Origin of the sequence: Mesorhizobium sp. M0715 (genome assembly GCF_040320355.1) — a bacterium.
Classification (GTDB): Bacteria; Pseudomonadota; Alphaproteobacteria; order Rhizobiales; family Rhizobiaceae; genus Mesorhizobium.
The window spans coordinates 338982-355544 of record NZ_JAMYPL010000003.1 but is presented as its reverse complement, the minus strand read 5'-3'; the positions used below and the strand labels follow the sequence as shown (position 1 = coordinate 355544).

18 protein-coding genes are annotated in these 16563 nt (G+C 63.0%); 3 read left to right on the top strand and 15 right to left on the bottom strand.

What is annotated here, in order from left to right; translation table 11 throughout:
- Positions 1–175: 175 nt before the first annotated feature.
- Complete coding sequence (locus NKI21_RS05675; protein WP_352440957.1) at positions 176–1021, top strand: hypothetical protein; 846 nt, start codon at positions 176–178, stop codon at positions 1019–1021.
- 241 nt (positions 1022–1262) lie between these two features.
- Positions 1263–1715, top strand: coding sequence for a hypothetical protein (locus tag NKI21_RS05670; protein ID WP_023811860.1), 453 nt, complete (start codon positions 1263–1265; stop codon positions 1713–1715).
- 248 nt (positions 1716–1963) lie between these two features.
- Here NKI21_RS05670 and ftsH read toward each other — a convergent pair whose 3' ends face one another.
- The 9 genes from ftsH to ybgC form a co-directional block, all read right to left on the bottom strand.
- A complete protein-coding gene (gene ftsH, locus NKI21_RS05665; protein ID WP_023811859.1) occupies positions 1964–3892 on the bottom strand; it encodes an ATP-dependent zinc metalloprotease FtsH in 1929 nt (642 codons plus the stop codon).
- Between the two features lie 125 nt (positions 3893–4017).
- Positions 4018–5412, bottom strand: a complete 1395-nt coding sequence (gene tilS / locus NKI21_RS05660; RefSeq protein WP_352440958.1) for a tRNA lysidine(34) synthetase TilS — start codon at positions 5410–5412, stop codon at positions 4018–4020.
- A gap of 57 nt (positions 5413–5469) precedes the next feature.
- A complete protein-coding gene (gene ybgF, locus NKI21_RS05655; RefSeq protein WP_128305347.1) occupies positions 5470–6564 on the bottom strand; it encodes a tol-pal system protein YbgF in 1095 nt (364 codons plus the stop codon).
- 225 nt (positions 6565–6789) lie between these two features.
- The gene (pal, locus tag NKI21_RS05650) at positions 6790–7296 is read right to left on the bottom strand and encodes a peptidoglycan-associated lipoprotein Pal (protein ID WP_013529149.1); all 507 of its coding nucleotides are present in this window, start codon (positions 7294–7296) and stop codon (positions 6790–6792) included.
- A 247-nt stretch (positions 7297–7543) separates the two neighbouring features.
- Positions 7544–8854 carry a Tol-Pal system beta propeller repeat protein TolB gene (gene tolB, locus NKI21_RS05645; RefSeq protein WP_352440959.1) on the bottom strand — a complete coding sequence of 437 codons (1311 nt, stop codon included), beginning with the start codon at positions 8852–8854 and terminating at the stop codon, positions 7544–7546.
- Between the two features lie 43 nt (positions 8855–8897).
- Positions 8898–10055, bottom strand: coding sequence for a cell envelope integrity protein TolA (gene tolA / locus NKI21_RS05640; protein WP_352440960.1), 1158 nt, complete (start codon positions 10053–10055; stop codon positions 8898–8900).
- A gap of 7 nt (positions 10056–10062) precedes the next feature.
- The gene (gene tolR, locus NKI21_RS05635; RefSeq protein ID WP_023811855.1) at positions 10063–10515 is read right to left on the bottom strand and encodes a protein TolR; all 453 of its coding nucleotides are present in this window, start codon (positions 10513–10515) and stop codon (positions 10063–10065) included.
- 10 nt (positions 10516–10525) lie between these two features.
- A complete protein-coding gene (gene tolQ, locus NKI21_RS05630; RefSeq protein WP_013529145.1) occupies positions 10526–11236 on the bottom strand; it encodes a protein TolQ in 711 nt (236 codons plus the stop codon).
- Positions 11237–11633: 397 nt separating this feature from the next.
- Complete coding sequence (gene ybgC / locus NKI21_RS05625; protein WP_128305344.1) at positions 11634–12104, bottom strand: tol-pal system-associated acyl-CoA thioesterase; 471 nt, start codon at positions 12102–12104, stop codon at positions 11634–11636.
- A 57-nt stretch (positions 12105–12161) separates the two neighbouring features.
- Here ybgC and NKI21_RS05620 point away from each other — a divergent pair, with 57 nt between their 5' ends.
- Complete coding sequence (locus NKI21_RS05620; RefSeq protein ID WP_352864853.1) at positions 12162–13412, top strand: glycoside hydrolase family 5 protein; 1251 nt, start codon at positions 12162–12164, stop codon at positions 13410–13412.
- A 26-nt stretch (positions 13413–13438) separates the two neighbouring features.
- Here NKI21_RS05620 and ruvB read toward each other — a convergent pair whose 3' ends face one another.
- From ruvB to NKI21_RS05590, 6 genes are all read right to left on the bottom strand, one after another.
- The gene (gene ruvB / locus NKI21_RS05615) at positions 13439–14476 is read right to left on the bottom strand and encodes a Holliday junction branch migration DNA helicase RuvB (protein WP_023811851.1); all 1038 of its coding nucleotides are present in this window, start codon (positions 14474–14476) and stop codon (positions 13439–13441) included.
- Positions 14473–14877 (bottom strand): type II toxin-antitoxin system VapC family toxin, encoded by a 405-nt coding sequence (locus tag NKI21_RS05610; protein ID WP_127296186.1) that lies wholly within the window; start codon positions 14875–14877, stop codon positions 14473–14475. The genes ruvB and NKI21_RS05610 overlap by 4 nt, the downstream gene beginning before the upstream one ends.
- Positions 14874–15158: an AbrB/MazE/SpoVT family DNA-binding domain-containing protein gene (locus NKI21_RS05605; RefSeq protein WP_023811849.1), complete on the bottom strand. Its 285-nt coding sequence runs from the start codon at positions 15156–15158 to the stop codon at positions 14874–14876. Before NKI21_RS05605 ends, NKI21_RS05610 begins: the two co-directional genes overlap by 4 nt.
- A gap of 68 nt (positions 15159–15226) precedes the next feature.
- Positions 15227–15847: a Holliday junction branch migration protein RuvA gene (gene ruvA / locus NKI21_RS05600; protein ID WP_023811848.1), complete on the bottom strand. Its 621-nt coding sequence runs from the start codon at positions 15845–15847 to the stop codon at positions 15227–15229.
- A 27-nt stretch (positions 15848–15874) separates the two neighbouring features.
- Positions 15875–16294, bottom strand: a complete 420-nt coding sequence (locus NKI21_RS05595) for a type II toxin-antitoxin system VapC family toxin (RefSeq protein WP_023811847.1) — start codon at positions 16292–16294, stop codon at positions 15875–15877.
- Positions 16272–16541 carry an AbrB/MazE/SpoVT family DNA-binding domain-containing protein gene (locus NKI21_RS05590; protein ID WP_023811846.1) on the bottom strand — a complete coding sequence of 90 codons (270 nt, stop codon included), beginning with the start codon at positions 16539–16541 and terminating at the stop codon, positions 16272–16274. Before NKI21_RS05590 ends, NKI21_RS05595 begins: the two co-directional genes overlap by 23 nt.
- Positions 16542–16563 lie beyond the last annotated feature (22 nt).

The window sequence follows — 16563 nt, the reverse complement described above, 5'->3', positions numbered from 1 at the left end:
CGGATGCACCAGCAAAATCTTGCTTTGGACCAGGCAACAAACAACGATTTCATCACCTTATCGGGAGAAACCGGTCTTCGGCGATATATACGCCACTTAGCATCTGGCGCAACCGCCCGTTGAGCGGTATTGATTTGCAGGGACGTATCATGGGCTGCTGCAACGGAGAAACGCTATGCTCATCCACCGACTTGCCACTTTGACCGGCCTCGCCGTCGCGACCTTGTTCCTGACCGCGCCAGCCAACGCACTGACGATGGCCGAGTGCAGCACGAAGTACAACGCCGCCAAGGATGCGGGGACACTCGCCGGCGCGACCTGGAACCAGTTCCGCAAGGCTCAGTGCGGCACCGACGCCGCCGCGACGACCGACGCCAAGCCGGCCGATACCAAGAAAGCAACTGACACCACGAAGGCTGCCGAGACGAAGCCGGCCAAGGCTGCCGCCGCGACGGACGACAGCACGGCCAAGGGCCTGACGGCGAAGGAATGCAGCACCAAATACCAGGCGGCGAAGGCCGCCGGCACGCTGAACGGCATGAAGTGGAACGACTTCCGCAAGTCCGAATGCGCCGCCGGTGCATCCGCCGCTGCCGCCGCCAAGCCGGCAGCCACCAAGGCAGCCGCGGCTCCCGCCGACGGCAAGGGCCTGAGCATGGCCGAATGCAGCACCAAGTATCAGGCTGCCAAGACGGCCAACACGCTGAAAGGCATGAAGTGGAACGACTTCCGCAAGGCCGAATGCGGTACCGGCGCCTCGGATGACGACAGCGTGCCGGCCGCCGACGAGGCGAGCTACACCAAGGAGCCGGCGAAGCCGACGACGGCTGCGCCCAAGGGCGTCGCTTTCCCGTCCGCGATCTCGGCGAAATATGCCAGCGAGACCCCCGGAAAAGGCCGCATGCACACTTGCCTCGACCAGTACTATGCCCTCAAGGACGCCAATGCGCTTGGCGGCCTGAAGTGGATCCAGAAGGGCGGCGGCTTCTACAGCCTGTGCAACGCCAAGCTCAAGAGCTGATCGCTTAGCCATAGTCTCCAAACAAAGGCCCGCGCATCGCAAGATGCGCGGGCCTTTTTTGTTGCGCGAAGACGCACACTGCCTTGCTCGCATCTGCATGTCGCCGGGCTGCCGGCATCATCAATTCGCCTACACTGCCCACCGCCAAGCTCATCGGTAGTCCGAAAAGATTCTGTTGAACATATAAAGAACAAACCATATACAAAAAGACGTCAAACTTATTATCAACCAGGAGGGTCTTATGCACAGTTTGAAATTGGCGGTATTGGCTGCGACCGCATTTGTCGCTTGGAGCGTCGCCCCCGCAAGCGCACTGACGATGAAGGAATGCGGCGAGACCTATCGAACAGCCAAGGAAGGCGGCACTCTGAACGGCATGGACTGGACGGCTTTTCGCAAGGAGAAGTGCGCGACATCAGCAGCGGACAGTGTCAGCGAGGATACGGTCAAAACCGAGCCGCAGACGAAAAAGGAAACCAGCGCGGCGGTCGCCCCCACTGTAGCGCCCGCGGGCGTGACATTCCCAACCACGCTGGCCGCCGAGTTCAAGACCGAAAAGCCCGCGAAGGCGCGCATGAAGACCTGTCTCCAGGGCTACCATGGCAACAAGGACGCGGGCACGTTGAACGGCCTTCGCTGGATCCAGAAGGGCGGCGGTTATTACAGCCTGTGCAATGCCAAGCTGAAGAGCTGAGCGACAAGACATCTGAAGAAGAGAAGGCCTGCGAACCGCAGGGTTCGCGGGCCTTCTTTGTTGCCTTCGAGGGCACGCCCGTGGCGACGTTGCCAATCTCCCCCGCAAGGGGGGAGATTGGCTATCACCTAGGCTTTCGCCAATCGTCATCGTCGCAGATGCGAGGTCGCGGACAACTCCTCCCCAACGCCAAAAACAAAAAACGCCGCGGAGCAAGCCGCGGCGTTCGATGAAATCAGTGGTCAAGCTCAGCTCGATGGCTGCGGTTCCATGCCGCCTTCGGGCTCCGGCCCCTTCTTGCGCCGGCCGCCGGACTTCGGCACGGCAGAGCCACGGCTCGGCGGCGTGTCGTCGCCAAGGTCGCGCGCTGGCTTGTGGCCGGCGATCAACTGCTTGATCTCCTCGCCGGACAGCGTCTCGTATTCCAGCAGGCCCTGCGCCAGCGCGATCCATTCCTTCTTCTTCTTGGTCAGGATGGACTTCGCCGATGAGTAGGCCTCGTCGATCAGGCGGCGCACTTCGGCGTCGATGATCTGCGCCGTTTCTTCCGACACGTTCTGCGTGCGCGCCACCGAGTGGCCGAGGAACACTTCTTCCTGGTTGTCGCCATAAGCGACATGGCCGAGCTTGTCGGAAAAGCCCCAGCGTGTGACCATGGCGCGCGCCAGTTTGGTCGCCTGCTCGATATCCGAAGAGGCACCCGAGGTGATGTTTTCCTTGCCGAACTTGAACTCCTCGGCGACACGGCCGCCCATCATGATGGCGAGCCGCGAGATCATGTATTTGTAGCTCATCGAATAACGGTCGCCTTCGGGCAACTGCATGACCATGCCGAGCGCGCGACCGCGTGGGATGATCGTGGCCTTGTGCAGCGGATCGGCCGACGGCACGTTCAGCGCGAGAATGGCGTGGCCTGCCTCGTGGTAGGCGGTCAGCTCCTTCTCGGCCTGCGTCATGGCCGACGAGCGGCGCTCGGCGCCCATCATGATCTTGTCCTTGGCGTCCTCGAATTCGGCCATGGTGACGAGGCGCTTGTTGCGCCGTGCCGCCATCAGCGCGGATTCGTTGACGAGGTTCATCAGGTCAGCGCCGGAAAAGCCCGGCGTACCGCGCGCGATCACCTTGAGGTCGACATTGGGCGCCAGCGGCACGTTGCGCACATGCACCTTGAGGATCTTCTCGCGGCCGACGATGTCGGGGTTCGGCACCACGACCTGGCGGTCGAAGCGGCCTGGCCTGAGCAGTGCCGGATCGAGCACGTCGGGCCGGTTGGTGGCAGCGATCAGGATGATGCTTTCGTTGGACTCGAAGCCGTCCATCTCGACCAGGAGCTGGTTCAGCGTCTGCTCGCGTTCGTCATTGCCGCCGCCGAGGCCGGCGCCGCGATGACGGCCGACAGCGTCGATTTCGTCGATGAAGATGATGCAGGGCGCGTTCTTCTTGGCCTGGTCGAACATGTCGCGGACGCGGCTTGCACCGACGCCGACGAACATCTCGACGAAGTCAGAACCGGAAATGGTGAAGAACGGCACATTGGCTTCGCCGGCAACCGAGCGGGCGAGCAGCGTCTTGCCGGTTCCCGGAGGGCCGACAAGCAGCACGCCGCGCGGAATCTTGCCGCCGAGCCGCTGGAATTTCTGCGGATCGCGCAGGAACTCGACGATCTCTTCCAGATCTTCCTTGGCTTCGTCGACGCCGGCAACGTCCTGGAAGGTGACGCGGCCATGCGCTTCGGTGAGCAGCTTGGCCTTCGACTTGCCGAAGCCCATGGCGCGACCGGAGCCGGACTGCATCTGGCGCATGAAGAATATCCAGACGCCGAGGATGAGGATCATCGGCAGCCACGAGATCAGATAGCCGAACAGCGAATTGGAACCGTCTGTTTCAGGCCGCGCATTGATGGTGACGTTCTTGTCCTGCAGCCGCGAGACCAGCGAAGGATCGCCGGGCGAATAGGTCTGGAAGCCGCTGGCATTGTCGGTGTAGGTGCCGCTGATACGGGCGCCCGCGATGGTCACCGTCTTGACCCGGCCCGCCGCGACATCCTGCAGGAACTGCGAATAAGGCACATCGCTGGAGGCCCCTCGCGTCTGCGGCGTCTGAAACAGATTGAACAGGGCTATGAGCAGGACCGCTATGATCGCCCAGAGCGCGAGGTTGCGATAGTTCGGATTCATCAATTGTCCCGTTGGCGTCCGCGGGGCGGACACGCGTCATGAGAGGAAACTTGCGCCTAACATAGGGAGAGCGTCCCCCCTTGCCAAGCAGAACAGCACGTCTGGGTTAAGCTTTCGCGCAACCATCAGCCGGCACTGTGGCCGCTGAAAGGCAAGGGCGGCACCGGGGCCGCGCCAATCAGCCCGGCCACGGCCCGCGCCGGCGCCAGGTCGAAGGACGGCAGGAAGCGGGCAAAGGGCGCAACGACCGGCCGCACTTCAACCGCCATTGGCGCCCGGCTATCCCCCGACAAATCAAGGCATTCACCGGCCTGCCACAACGCCGGCTCGGCGGCGAGCGCGGCGCGCATCAGGCTCGGCGGGGTTTTTCCATCGCCCTTCGCCAGCCGCTTCGCCGCTGCTGCGCCGAACGGGGCAATCAACAATGCGCTGCTGCTGTCGTTCAATGTGATGCGCCGGCGGCCATCCCAGACGGTGCCGTCCGTGATGGCAGCGGCGGAGGGCAGGCCGCGCGCCTCGCGGCGCAGGAAGATGCCGGAGCGCCGGGAATCCACAACCGTCCGCGACAATGTGGCGCAAAGAAATCCAGCCCTCAGCCGACCGAACAGAGTCTCGCTGCGGGCCTGATCCGGCAGGAAGGCAATTCCGCCGGCCATGGCCAGCAGGATACGCAACGCATAGACGGCCGCTCGCTCGTCACCTGTGTTCAGCAAAAGCGGATCAAGACGAATGAGCCCGCAGGACAGCCGGGTCGCGAAATCGCCGATCAAACTAGCGGCGGCGAGGCCGAGTTGACTGCGCGCGCGGCCCTCATGCGCGGCCAACGCCAGTGCATCGCCGATGCGCTGTGCACCGTTGCCGTCGGCAAGGGCTGCCCGCATGCGCGGCCGCTCGAAAGCCTCGTCGGCATTGGTCGGGTCGTCGGCCCAGCCGACATTCTCACGCCGCAGGACATCTCGCAGCGCCGCGCGCCGCAACCCGAGAAGCGGCCGCACGATCCACGCGCGAGAGTCATACAGGGTGGCCGGCGCCATGCCGGCAAGTCCCCGGCCTGCCATTTCGGCATGGCCTTGGCCCTCGTCCCGCGCCAATCCTTCTGCGCGCGCTTGCCGCATCAACACCGTCTCCGCCTGGTCATCGGCGGTATGGCCGGTGAGGATCATGCCGACGCCTTCGGCTTGTGCCGCTTCGGACAACAGCCGGTAGCGCGCCTCGCGAGCGGCGGCGGGCAGGCCGGTCGATGGCTTGGGGCCCGACCATGTCAGGATGCGGTGTGAAATTCCGAGTCTGGCGCACAGCTTCGCCACTGCTTGCGCTTCCGCAGCCGAACCGGACCGCAAACCGTGGTCGATCGTCACCGCCAGCAGCTTGGTTGCCGGCGCCGTACGGTCGAGATGGTGTCTGAGAAGAAGGAGCAGGGCGGTCGAGTCGCTGCCGCCGGACACGGCCGCAACAGCGCCGCTGGTAAAATCGATATGCGAAAAAGGGTTAGACGAAAGGTCCGGCTCGGTGTCGAGCATAATGCATGTCGCCCAAAAGTGATCCCGGTTTCAGGACAACGACATGTAGGACAAGGATCAGCAGGCAGCCAGAGCCTTCTCTTGCTTGACGCGTTCCTTGAGCGCACTGGAAATATCAGGGTAGCGCTTGCCGACCTCGCTGAAGGTGGCACAGGCAACATCATGCTGCTTGAGGCCGACCAGCGACACGCCGAGCTTCAGCAACATGTCGGGAGCTTTCTTGGCCTTGGGGTAGTCCTTGCTGGCGGCAAGGAAAGTCTCGGCCGCATCGCGGTATTTCTGCTGGCCGAGCAATGACTCGCCCAGCCAGTAATGCGCGTCCGCCGCCTTCGCATCCCTGGGGAAGCGGGCGATGTGGTCGCGAAAACCCTGCTCGGCGGTGCCGTAGTCGCCCGAGAGGATGAACTGGTATGAGTTGCGGTAAAGCTCCTCCGGGTTGTTGGTGGCGGGCAACGCCGCGACTACCGTGTCGGACTTGCCGGCCTTGGGCGCCGCCCCGGCGACTGGCGCGGTGTCCTGCGCCGGCGCGGTCGATTGTGTGTTGCCGCCGGCATCGATGACATTGCCATTTTTGTCGACGGTGATGGTGCCGAAATTCTTTTCCGGCGCTCCCGTACCGGGAATGACCTTGCCGGGGTCGCCATCGGGAGATTCGACGATGACGTCCTCGACCGTCTTGCCGCCTGCCGACTGGTCGTTGGCGGGCGCGGCGCCGGCATCGGCCGGCGCCCGTATTGCCGGGGCCGCCGCCACGTCGTTGTCGGGGCCGGTGGTGGCGTCCGATTTCTTCTGCGCCGGGGGCTGCCCGCCTTGCGTGCCGCCACCTTCCAGCTGCTGGAAGCGGAATTCATTATCTTCCTGCTGCTTGCGAATCTGCTCCTGCATCTGCAGGACCTGGAAATTGAGTTCCTCGATCTTGCCGTTCATCTGCCGCAGTTGCTCTTCCAGGCTGGTGACAGCGGCAGGATCGGACTGCACCAGCTGAACCTGGTCCGGTTTCTTCTTTTGACCAAAAAACCCCGGCAATTCGATACTGGGAAGATGGAAGGTAAAGCCGCTGTCGGTTGATTGCCCTGTGCCACTAGCCAAGGCGGTGACGCCTGATAGGAGCAGCAGCGCAAGCGTGCCGCTCAGAACCGATCTCAAATGCATGTGCCTCTCGCAGTGATTTCGTTAGCTTGTTCGCGCCTTCCAATCAGAATGGGACCAGCCAAGCGCCCTCGGCTCATAGCAGGAGCCGAGACTTCGGCCAAATTTTGTTTCGAGCATCCGGATATGAAAAAGGCGGCCCCAGGGCCGCCTTTCGCACAGGTATGTTGCATTTTTACCGCTAGACGGCCGCGCGTTCTTTGACGCGCCGGTCGGCTGCGTGATGCCTCAGGAGCCAGCACCGCTAAGCGTGGTGACCGCGCGGCGATTCTGCGACCAGCAGGAGATGTCGTCGCAAACCGCGACCGGACGTTCCTTGCCGTAGGAAATGGTCTTGAGACGGCTGGCCGATACGCCCTTGGCGACAAGGAAGTCACGGGTAGCGGCGGCGCGGCGGGCGCCGAGCGCCAGATTGTATTCGCGAGTTCCGCGTTCGTCGGCATGGCCTTCGACGACGATGGCATACTGCTTGTACTGATTCAGCCACTGCGCCTGGCGCGAGAGCGTCGTCTGCGCGTCGGCGCGGATCGAGGTCGAGTCCGTATCGAAGAAGATGCGGTCGCCAATGTTGACGGTGAAGTCCTGCGCCGATCCGGGTGTTGCGGCACCGGCGCCGTTAAGGCCAAGATCGGCCGCGTTGTTCGGCGTCTTCTTCGAGGCGCAACCTGCGATGGCGAGCATCGCCACCAGCGCGATCATGACCGGGTTTCTGGTAAGTGCTGCGATACGGCCCATGCCGCCTCTCCTTCGTATTTCGAGTGATCTAATTTGAGTGATTTCGTTGATCACCCAGTAACCACGTTTGGGTTAACCGGCATTCAAGAAACACGGTTAATTTTGGTTTAAGCTGCCCGTCCGCAGCCGTTTGGCCATGAGCCACAGTTGGCGCGGACCCTAGGCGGAAATGCGGCCAAAACGCGACCAAGGCATGGAAAGGGGCCGAAACGGCCCCTTTTCAGCATCTGTGGCAATTCAGCCGAACTTACTCCAGCAGCGGCGACCAGGCCGGGTCCGAAGCGAAGTTCGCCGTCGGGATCGATTGCTCGTTGCGTCCGGTAAGATCGACCGAAACCAGTTTGGGGCCACCGGCGGAATCGCGGAAGAACATCAGCACGCGGCCATTCGGCGCCCAGGTCGGTCCCTCCTGCTGGAAGCCGGAGGACAGGATGCGCTCGCCCGAACCGTCGGTCTTCATGACGCCGATCTGGAATTCGCCGCCGGTCTGCTTGGTGAAGGCGATCAGGTCGCCGCGCGGCGACCAGACCGGTGTCGAATAGACGCCGTCGCCAAAGGAAATGCGGGTCTGGCCCGAGCCGTCGGCGCCCATCACGTAGATCTGCGCGCGGCCGCCACGGTCGGAGGTGAACACCACCTTGCTGCCGTCGGGCGAATAGGACGGCGAGGTGTCGATGGCGGTCGAGTTGGTCAGCCTCGTCGTCGAGCGGCTGCGCAGGTCCATGGCGAAGATGTTGGAATTGCCGTCGTCGCGCAGCAAGCTCATGATCACCTTCTGGCCGTCGGGCGAAAAGCGCGGCGCAAAGGTCATGCCGGGGAAATTGCCGACCAGTTCGCGCTGGCCGGTCTCGATCTGCAGCAGGTAGACCCGCGGCTGGCCGCTTTCATAGGACATGTAGGTGATTTCCTGCCGGTTCGGCGAGAAACGCGGCGTCAGCACGATCGACCTGCCGTCCGAGAGATAGCGCACATTGGCGCCGTCCTGGTCCATGATCGCAAGGCGCTTCTTGCGCGCATTCTTGGCGCCCGATTCGTCGATGAAGACGACGCGGGTGTCGAAATAGCCTTTTTCGCCGGTCAGCCGCTCATAGATGGCGTCGGCGATGATGTGTGCGACCCGCCGCTGATTGGCGTCGTTGGCGAAGAACTGCTCGCCGGCCATCTGCTGGCCGGCAAAGGTATCCCACAACCGGTACTGGGCGCGGATGCGGCCGTCGGCTTCCTTGCTGACGCTGCCGGTGACCAGCGCCTGTGCGTTGATCACCTTCCAGTCGTCGAAGCGCGGGGCTGCATCGGGGTTGGTGATCTTCTCGATAAAGGCGCTCTTGTCGATCGGAGCGAACAGACCCGAACGCTTCAAATCGGCGGTGACGATCTGCGAAATCTGCGCCCCAAGCGCGTCGCCGCCCTGGAAATCCGTGATGGCGATCGGCAGCGGCTCGACATTGCCCTTGTTGACGTTGAGCTCGACGAGCGCCAGCGCCGGCACCGTGCCTGCCGCGGTCATGCCCATCGCCATTGCTGCGACCATCAGGAGCGGCTTGAGGATTGATTTCATGTCTTCTCGCTTCTCGTACTGATTTTCGGATACGCGGGCCGCCTTAGAGGCCCAGCATCTCCCTTGGATCGAAGGTGACGCGGACGTCGGCCCAGATGTCCTGCTTGCCGGCGGGAACTTGCAGGCCGGTGACATCGCATTTTTGCACCGCACGAACGGCACTTTCGTCGAACTGGCGATTTCCGCTCGACTTTTCGACCGCCGGGCGCCCGTCCAGCTTGCCGGAACCATCCAGGTTGAACCGCACCACGACGACGAAGTTCTCGGAACCTTCCAGGCCCGCGGGAAGGGTCCAGCAGCCGCCAAGCTGGCTTTCCAGGGCGCCCATTTCGGACCTGGAAAGCTTCTGGCCCTGATCCTTGTCGCCGCCGAGCGATGCCTGCTGGGTCGAGCGCTTGGCGCCGCCGCCGGATGGCTTCTGCTTGTCGAGCAGCGCGGAGATCTCGTCGGCGTTGAATTGCTTGTCATCGGACTTCGGCTTCGACGACGCTTCCTTGACCGGCTTGTCGGCGTTCTTGCGCTCCGGCGCCTTGGCGCTTTCGGCCTGCGCCGGCTGCGGCTTCGGCCGTGCCTCCGGCGCGGGCGCCGAGTCGGGCAGCTGCGTCGCCTCGGCGGGGGGCTCCTGCGCTATGGCTTCAGCGACGGCGTCGGGCTTGACCTCGGGTGTCGGATCGATGGCAGCGGTCTTGTCCTGCGGCGGCGGGGTTGGCGCCGGCTTGGCCGGTGTCGGCTTGGGGTCGGGCTGCTTGACCGGCTCGGGCTTGACCTCTTCCTTGGGCGTCGGCGCCGGCGCCACTTCCGTTGCCGGGGTGGGCTTGGGCTTCTCCTGCGGCTTCGGCACGTCCTCGGGCTTCGGCTTTTCGATCGGGGTCGGCGCGGGCGGCGGAGCCGAGGTCATGTCGACGGGCTTGGGCTTGGCTTCCGGCGTTATCGGCTTGTCCGTGTCGACGCTGTTCTCGCCCACCTTCTGCGCATCCGGAACGATGTCCGGGCGCTGCGTCGGCACGGGTGCCGGCTTTTCATGCATCACGGCCTTCTTGTCGCCCTGCAACGTCTGCGCGATGGCTTCCATCGGCACGATATCGACCGCGACCGACTCGACGTCGGACGACGGAAGCGCGGCCGGCGCCGTCAGCGTGAACAGGCCGAAGGTCAGCGCCGCCGTATGCAAGATCACCGATGTGGTGAGGCCGGTCTTCATCGCGCGTCTATTGGTCCTGTTCCTGCAGTGAAACCAGCCCGATGTTCTTGTAGCCAGCGGCCGAAATGCGGGCCATCACCTTCATCGCCGTGCCATAGTCGGTGGACTTGTCGCCGCGGATGAAGATGCGCTCCTCATAGCCGGTCTTCGAGATCGCCTGCAGCTTGGCTACCAGCTCCTCGATCGGGATCTCGGTTTCCTGGAGATAGATCTGGCCGGCTGCGTTGATCGAGACGGTGATCGGCTGCGTGTCGGCATTCATCGCCTTCGCCTGCGTATCCGGCAGGTCGATCGGAACGCCGACCGTCAGCATTGGTGCCGCGACCATGAAGATGATCAGCAGCACCAGCATCACGTCGACCATCGGCGTGACGTTGATCTCGGACATCAGTGCATGGTGACGGCCGCGCCGCCTGTGGCCGCGCCCGCCGCGTCCTCCCATGCCCATGGACATACCCATCTGCTACTCCTCAGGCCTTGGGGGCCACTTTTTCATCGATTTGGCGCGAGAGTATGGCGGAGAACTCGTCGGAGAACCCTTCCATGCGCACGGCTATCTTGCTCGCGTCGGACGACAGCTTGTTGTAGGCGATGACGGCCGGAATGGCGGCGAGCAGGCCGATGGCCGTCGCCAGCAACGCTTCGGCAATGCCGGGCGCAACCACCGCGAGACTGGTGTTCTTGGAGCCGGCGATCGCCTGGAACGAGGTCATGATGCCGATGACGGTGCCGAACAGGCCGATAAAGGGTGCCGCCGAGCCGGTGGTGGCAAGGAAACCGAGGCGCCCTTCCAGCTTTTCCATCTCGCGGGTCAGCGCCAGGTCCATTGCCTTGTCGATGCGGGTCTGCAGGCCGAGCGGCGACTTGGCGCCCTTCTCGAAACTCTTCTTCCACTCGCGCATGGCGGCGACGAAAATGGCGCCCATGCCGGTGGTCTTGCGGTCGGCGAGCGTGCGGTAAAGCTCCTCCAGCGACTGCCCCGACCAGAACACCTGTTCGAACCGGTTGAGCGCCAGCCGCATGCGGGCATAGGAAACCAGCTTGTCGACGATGATCGCCCAGGTCCAGACCGAGGCGCAGAGCAGGCCGATCATGACCAGCTTGACCACCCAACTGGCCGAAACGAACAGCGACCAAACCGACAATTGCGCGCCCGGATCGGCGAGTGCGATATTTTCCATCGTTACGTCCTTAAGATTTTCCGGGCGAAGCTGGCGGCTGGCCCCTGGCATCCCTTGTGGTCGGTTCGCACGAAGCTACCGGAACAACCCCAAACTGTGCCGTTATCGGCCTTTTCGGGGCAAATATTGGTGAAAGGAAGGCGTTCGATAACGCCAATCTTCGCCAATCTCTTCATGAACCGTTATGGTTAAGGATGGGTTAGTATATAAGGCGCGGCGCATTGCCACGCCCCACGGCAAGGCCATCAATTCAATGGCTGCGCCTAGGGTGTGCTGAGATTCAGGTCAGGCCGAGCCGAAAACGGTAGATTCCGAGAACCGGAGCGGAGCGTACTTTTCGTACGCGAGCACCGGAAGCGCAGGAAGCTGCTGTTTGCAGGCCGGCATCACCTGAATATCAGCGCACCCTCGGCATGAACGCCGCCACCCATTCCTTGGGAAAACGCCTTGGGCGGCCATTCTCGCCGATGATCGCCGCCTCGACCTTGGCCTTGACCAGCACCTCGTCGCTGCGCTTGAGCTGCTGCGCCATGAAGATGCGCGCGCCGGAAATCTCCTCGGTGCGGGTGTCGACCGTCAGGATGTCGTCAATGCGGGCGGGGCCGCGAAAGTCGATCTCCATGCGGCGCACCACCCAGACTATTCTTTCGCCATGCTTGCCGTCGGCAAGCTCGGTGTGGTGCACGCCGGTCAGCCGGAGATAGTCGGAGCGGCCGCGTTCGAAGAATTCGAGATAGCGCGCATGGTAGACGACGCCGGAGAAATCCGTGTCGGCATAATAGACCCGCGCCATCAGCCGGTGGCCGAACGCCGTCAGCGCACCGGAAAGCCCAGCCAGCAGCGTCGCCGATTCACCATGATCGCCCATTGCGCTTCCTTTTTCAGCCCCGACGAGGCACCTGTTTCCCGCGTGGCACAGCATCGGATGGCACTGTTGACGGCGATGATCAAGACCTTGATGGCGGCGCTGCTTGTGCTCGCGGCCTTGGCGTGGCCCAGCCAGGCGGCGAGCTTTTCGATGAAGCGCGGCCTCAATCTCGACCAATGGGTCACATGGCCCGGCGAAGACCAATGGGGCGACGCCAAGGCCATCCTGCCCTATCCGGAGTGGCGCAAATTCCTTGGGGAGAACGATCTCAAGGCACTGAAGGATGCCGGCCTCGATTTCCTGCGCATGCCGGTCGACCCTTCGCCTTTCCTGTCCGACCAGACCGTGGCCTTGCGTGACGACCTCTATGCCAGCGTGCTGGACTCCGTGCGCATGATCAACCGCGCCGGACTGAAAGTCGTCGTCGACATGCACCTGATCCCGGCCGGCGGCAGCCGCAAGATCGGCATGGCGCAAGTGATGGAAGACCCGCGGACCTTCGACGCCTATCTCGAGATGGTCCGCAAGATGGCCCGCACGCTGGCCGGCGAAGATCCCAGACAAGTTGCCTTCGAGCCAATGAACGAACCGATCGTCGACTGCGACAGCGATGGCACCAGCCTGTGGCCGGACCGCCAGCGTAAACTGTTCGCGGCGGTGCGATCTTCGGCTGGGAAATTGACCCTGGTGCTGACCGGCGCCTGCTATTCCGCCGCGAGCTCGCTGGACAAGATCGACCCGAAGACGATCCCGGACGACAACGTCATCTGGACATTCCATTCCTACGATCCGTTCCTGCTCACCCATCAGGGTGCGACCTGGGCCGGCGACTTCATCCCCTACGTGACCGGCCTGCCTTACCCGCTGAGCGCGGTGCCCAAGGCACAGCTCGACGTGACGCTCGACACCATCCGCGCCAGGATCAAGGCCGAAGCTCCGTGGACTCGGCAGAGCGGCCTGCTTGCCTATCTCGATGAACAGGTAGCCAGCATGGACAGTCCCGACAAGCTGCTCGGCTTGATGGATGCGCCGTTCAAAAAGGTCGAGGCATGGGCGAAGGCCAACCGCGTCAAGCCGGAAAACATCACGCTGGGCGAGTTCGGCATGATCCGCCAGGAATATGGCAACGCCTATGTAATGCCCGCCGAGTACCGGGCCGCCTATGTCAGGGACATGATCGGGCGTGCCGAAGCACATGGCTTCTCATGGTCGGTGTGGAGCTATGGCGGTGCCTTCGGCCTCGTCGACGCCTTCAACGGCGACAAGGCCGAGCCGGATGTAATGGACGTGATCGGCGGGCTGCGTTGATCGCTCACGGACGGCGCGCTGGAAAATTACTCTTCCTGGAACAGGTTGATCTGCTGCTGCGCCAGATCCTTCGGCGCGTCGAGGCCGAGATGGCGCCAGGCATTGGCCGTCAGCATGCGGCCGCGCGGCGTGCGCTGGATGAAGCCCTGCTGGATCAGATAAGGCTCGATGATGTCTTCGATGGCGTCGCGCGGCTCTGACAGGCCGGCGGCGATCGTCTCGATGCCGACCGGCCCGCCGCCGAAATTGCGCGCGATCATCGACAGGTAACGGCGGTCGAGCGCGTCGAGGCCGAGCGCATCGACCTCCAGCCGAGTGAGCGCCTCGTCGGCGATCTTGCGGTCGACATGGCCGTCGCCGGCCACCGAGGCGAAATCGCGCACACGGCGCAAGAGCCGGCCGGCGATGCGTGGCGTGCCGCGCGCACGCCGCGCGATCTCCAGCGCACCGTCGTCGCCAAGCGGCATTTGCAGGATGCGCGCGCCGCGCCGCACGATCTGCTCCAGCTCCTCGACCGTGTAGAAATTGAGCCGTACCGGAATGCCGAAACGGTCGCGCAGCGGATTGGTGAGCAGGCCGAGCCGCGTGGTGGCGGCGACGAGCGTGAAGCGGGCAAGGTCGATCTTGACCGAACGCGCCGCCGGTCCTTCGCCGATGATCAGGTCGAGCTGGAAATCCTCCATCGCCGGATAGAGGATCTCCTCCACCGCCGGGCTCAGCCGATGGATCTCGTCGATGAACAGCACGTCGCCTTCCTCGAGATTGGTCAGCAGCGCGGCAAGATCGCCGGCCTTGGCGATGACCGGGCCGGAGGTCGAGCGGAAATTGACGCCGAGCTCACGCGCCATGATCTGCGCCAGCGTCGTCTTGCCCAGACCGGGTGGCCCGACGAACAGTACGTGGTCGAGTGCCTCGTTGCGGCCTTTGGCGGCCTCGATGAACACTTTGAGATTGGCCCGCACCGCCGCCTGGCCGACGAAATCGTCGAGCGTCTGCGGCCGCAAGGTCTGCTCGGCATCCTCGCCGCGTTTTTCCGGCGCAATCAGGCGGGGCGACAGGCTCATGCGAGCAGTTCCATACTGGCAATGGACTTGGCGGCCCGCTGATCGAACGTGACTGTATGCGAGCAACCCAGATTTCGATTGTGCTCGGCGATCAGCGCATCGGCAAAATCTACCTGCGGCAAATTTGATCTTTCGAGCGCAATCACGATGGCATCGAAATCTTCGAACAACAGTGTCTTGACCTTCAACAGTCTCTGGATTGCCGCCTGCATCTGCTCTTTCGGTAGTCTGTAGCGCGAAATCAACGACCAGCTGAATTCCACCAGCACGATCAAGCTGACGAAGCCGGGAGCATCGTCGCTGAGGCCTTCGCCGAATGCGAGGGCTTTCGCCCGTTGCTCTGCATCGTCGTTCAGCACCATTCGAAGCAGAACGTTCGTATCAATGCCGATCGACGTCACTCGTCGCCCTCTCGTCCGCCTTGCGATCCGTCTCCGACAACATGCCTACCAACTGCATCCCGCACCGCGAGGTCGATTTCCTCCAGTGACGCCGGACCGCCGGGCGGATCGCCCAGAAATCCGGCGAGGTCCGCAAAGTCGAGATTGCGCGGTGTTCCAATCAGGTAGCCATCCATGACCGTCCAGGCGATCATGTCACCCGTTTTGAGTGACAGCGCATCCCGGACATCTTTTGGAATTGTAAGCTGACCCTTCGAGGTCAGACTGGCGTAAGCACCCATTTTCTTACTTTCTAAGAAATTTCCTACCAATCATATGATAGTTGGAATTTTCTTTTCCAACAACCATATCACTGCGCCAGTTCCTTCAGCCCGAAGCGGATCAGCTTCGGCGCATCGGCATCCTCGCCCGCCGTCTTCAGCGCCGCCGCCACAGCATTGGCGGCGGTGTCGCGCGAATAGCCAAGATTGACCAGCGCCGAGACCGCGTCGGTTATCGGCGCGGATGCCACGCCGTCGCCGAGCTCCTGTTTCAGGCCGATGGTGCCCGAGGCGGTGCCGGCATAGGCCGGCGCCTTGTTCTTCAATTCGGTGACGATGCGCTCGGCCACTTTCTTGCCGACGCCGGGCGCGCGCGAAACCATGGCGATGTCGCGCAGCGCAATGGCGTTGGCGAGATCCGCCGGCGCCAGCGTCGACAGGATGGCCAGCGCCACCTTGGCGCCGACGCCCGGCACATTGTTCATCAGCAACCGGAACCACTCGCGCTCGAGCTGCGACTGGAAGCCGTAGAGGCGCAGCATGTCCTCGCGCACATAGGTCTCGATGAACAGCACCACCGCTTCGCCGGGCGAAGGCAGCGCGGCCAGCGTGCGCGCCGAGCAATAGGCGACATAGCCGACGCCATGGATATCGACGAGACAATGGTCCTCGTCGACCTCGTCGAGCGTACCCTTGAGCTTGCCGATCATGCCAGACCTTTCATGGAAGATGGGCTCTCATGGGTGCGTCTCAGGAGAGATGATGTCGAGCTCCGGGAAGTAACTGCGGTAACGCGCGGCGTCGCGGGTCAAAAGACGATGTCCAGCGACGGTCGCGTGAGCGCCGATAAAGAAATCGGGCAAGGTTCTTTCCCTGATGCCACCGGCCCGGCGATAGCGGGAATGCGTGACGCCGGCAAGGAATGCCGCGTCCCAAGGTACAAGTTCGCGATCCATCTCAAGCATGTCGACTGCTTTTCGAAGCGCCGTTTCCGTCGCTATCAGTGGCGCGAGTTCGGACCAAATGATGGTGTTGACCACCAAGGCTCCATCACGGCGGCAGGAAGCAATCGCCGACGCCGACCATGTTGTCAGCGGTCCGGCCGGTCCCCAGACGTCGATCAGGACATTTGTGTCAATCAACGTCGAGATCTTCACGCGGCCCCCTCAACCACTCCATGTACTGATCGGTGGTCATGCCTCCCAGATCCAACGTCCCCTCCATCCGGTCGAGGACATCGCTGAACCTGCGCAATTTGTCTTCCTGGGAGAGGTTCTCGTTGACGGCAACCAGCCGAACGCCCTCGTCGGTGGCCACAAACTCCACCTCGGAGCCCGGGGCGATGCCCAGACGGTCCCTTATCGGCTTGGGGATTGTAACTTGCCCCTTGGTGGTCACGCGCATGGTAATACCTCTGCGGTATTAC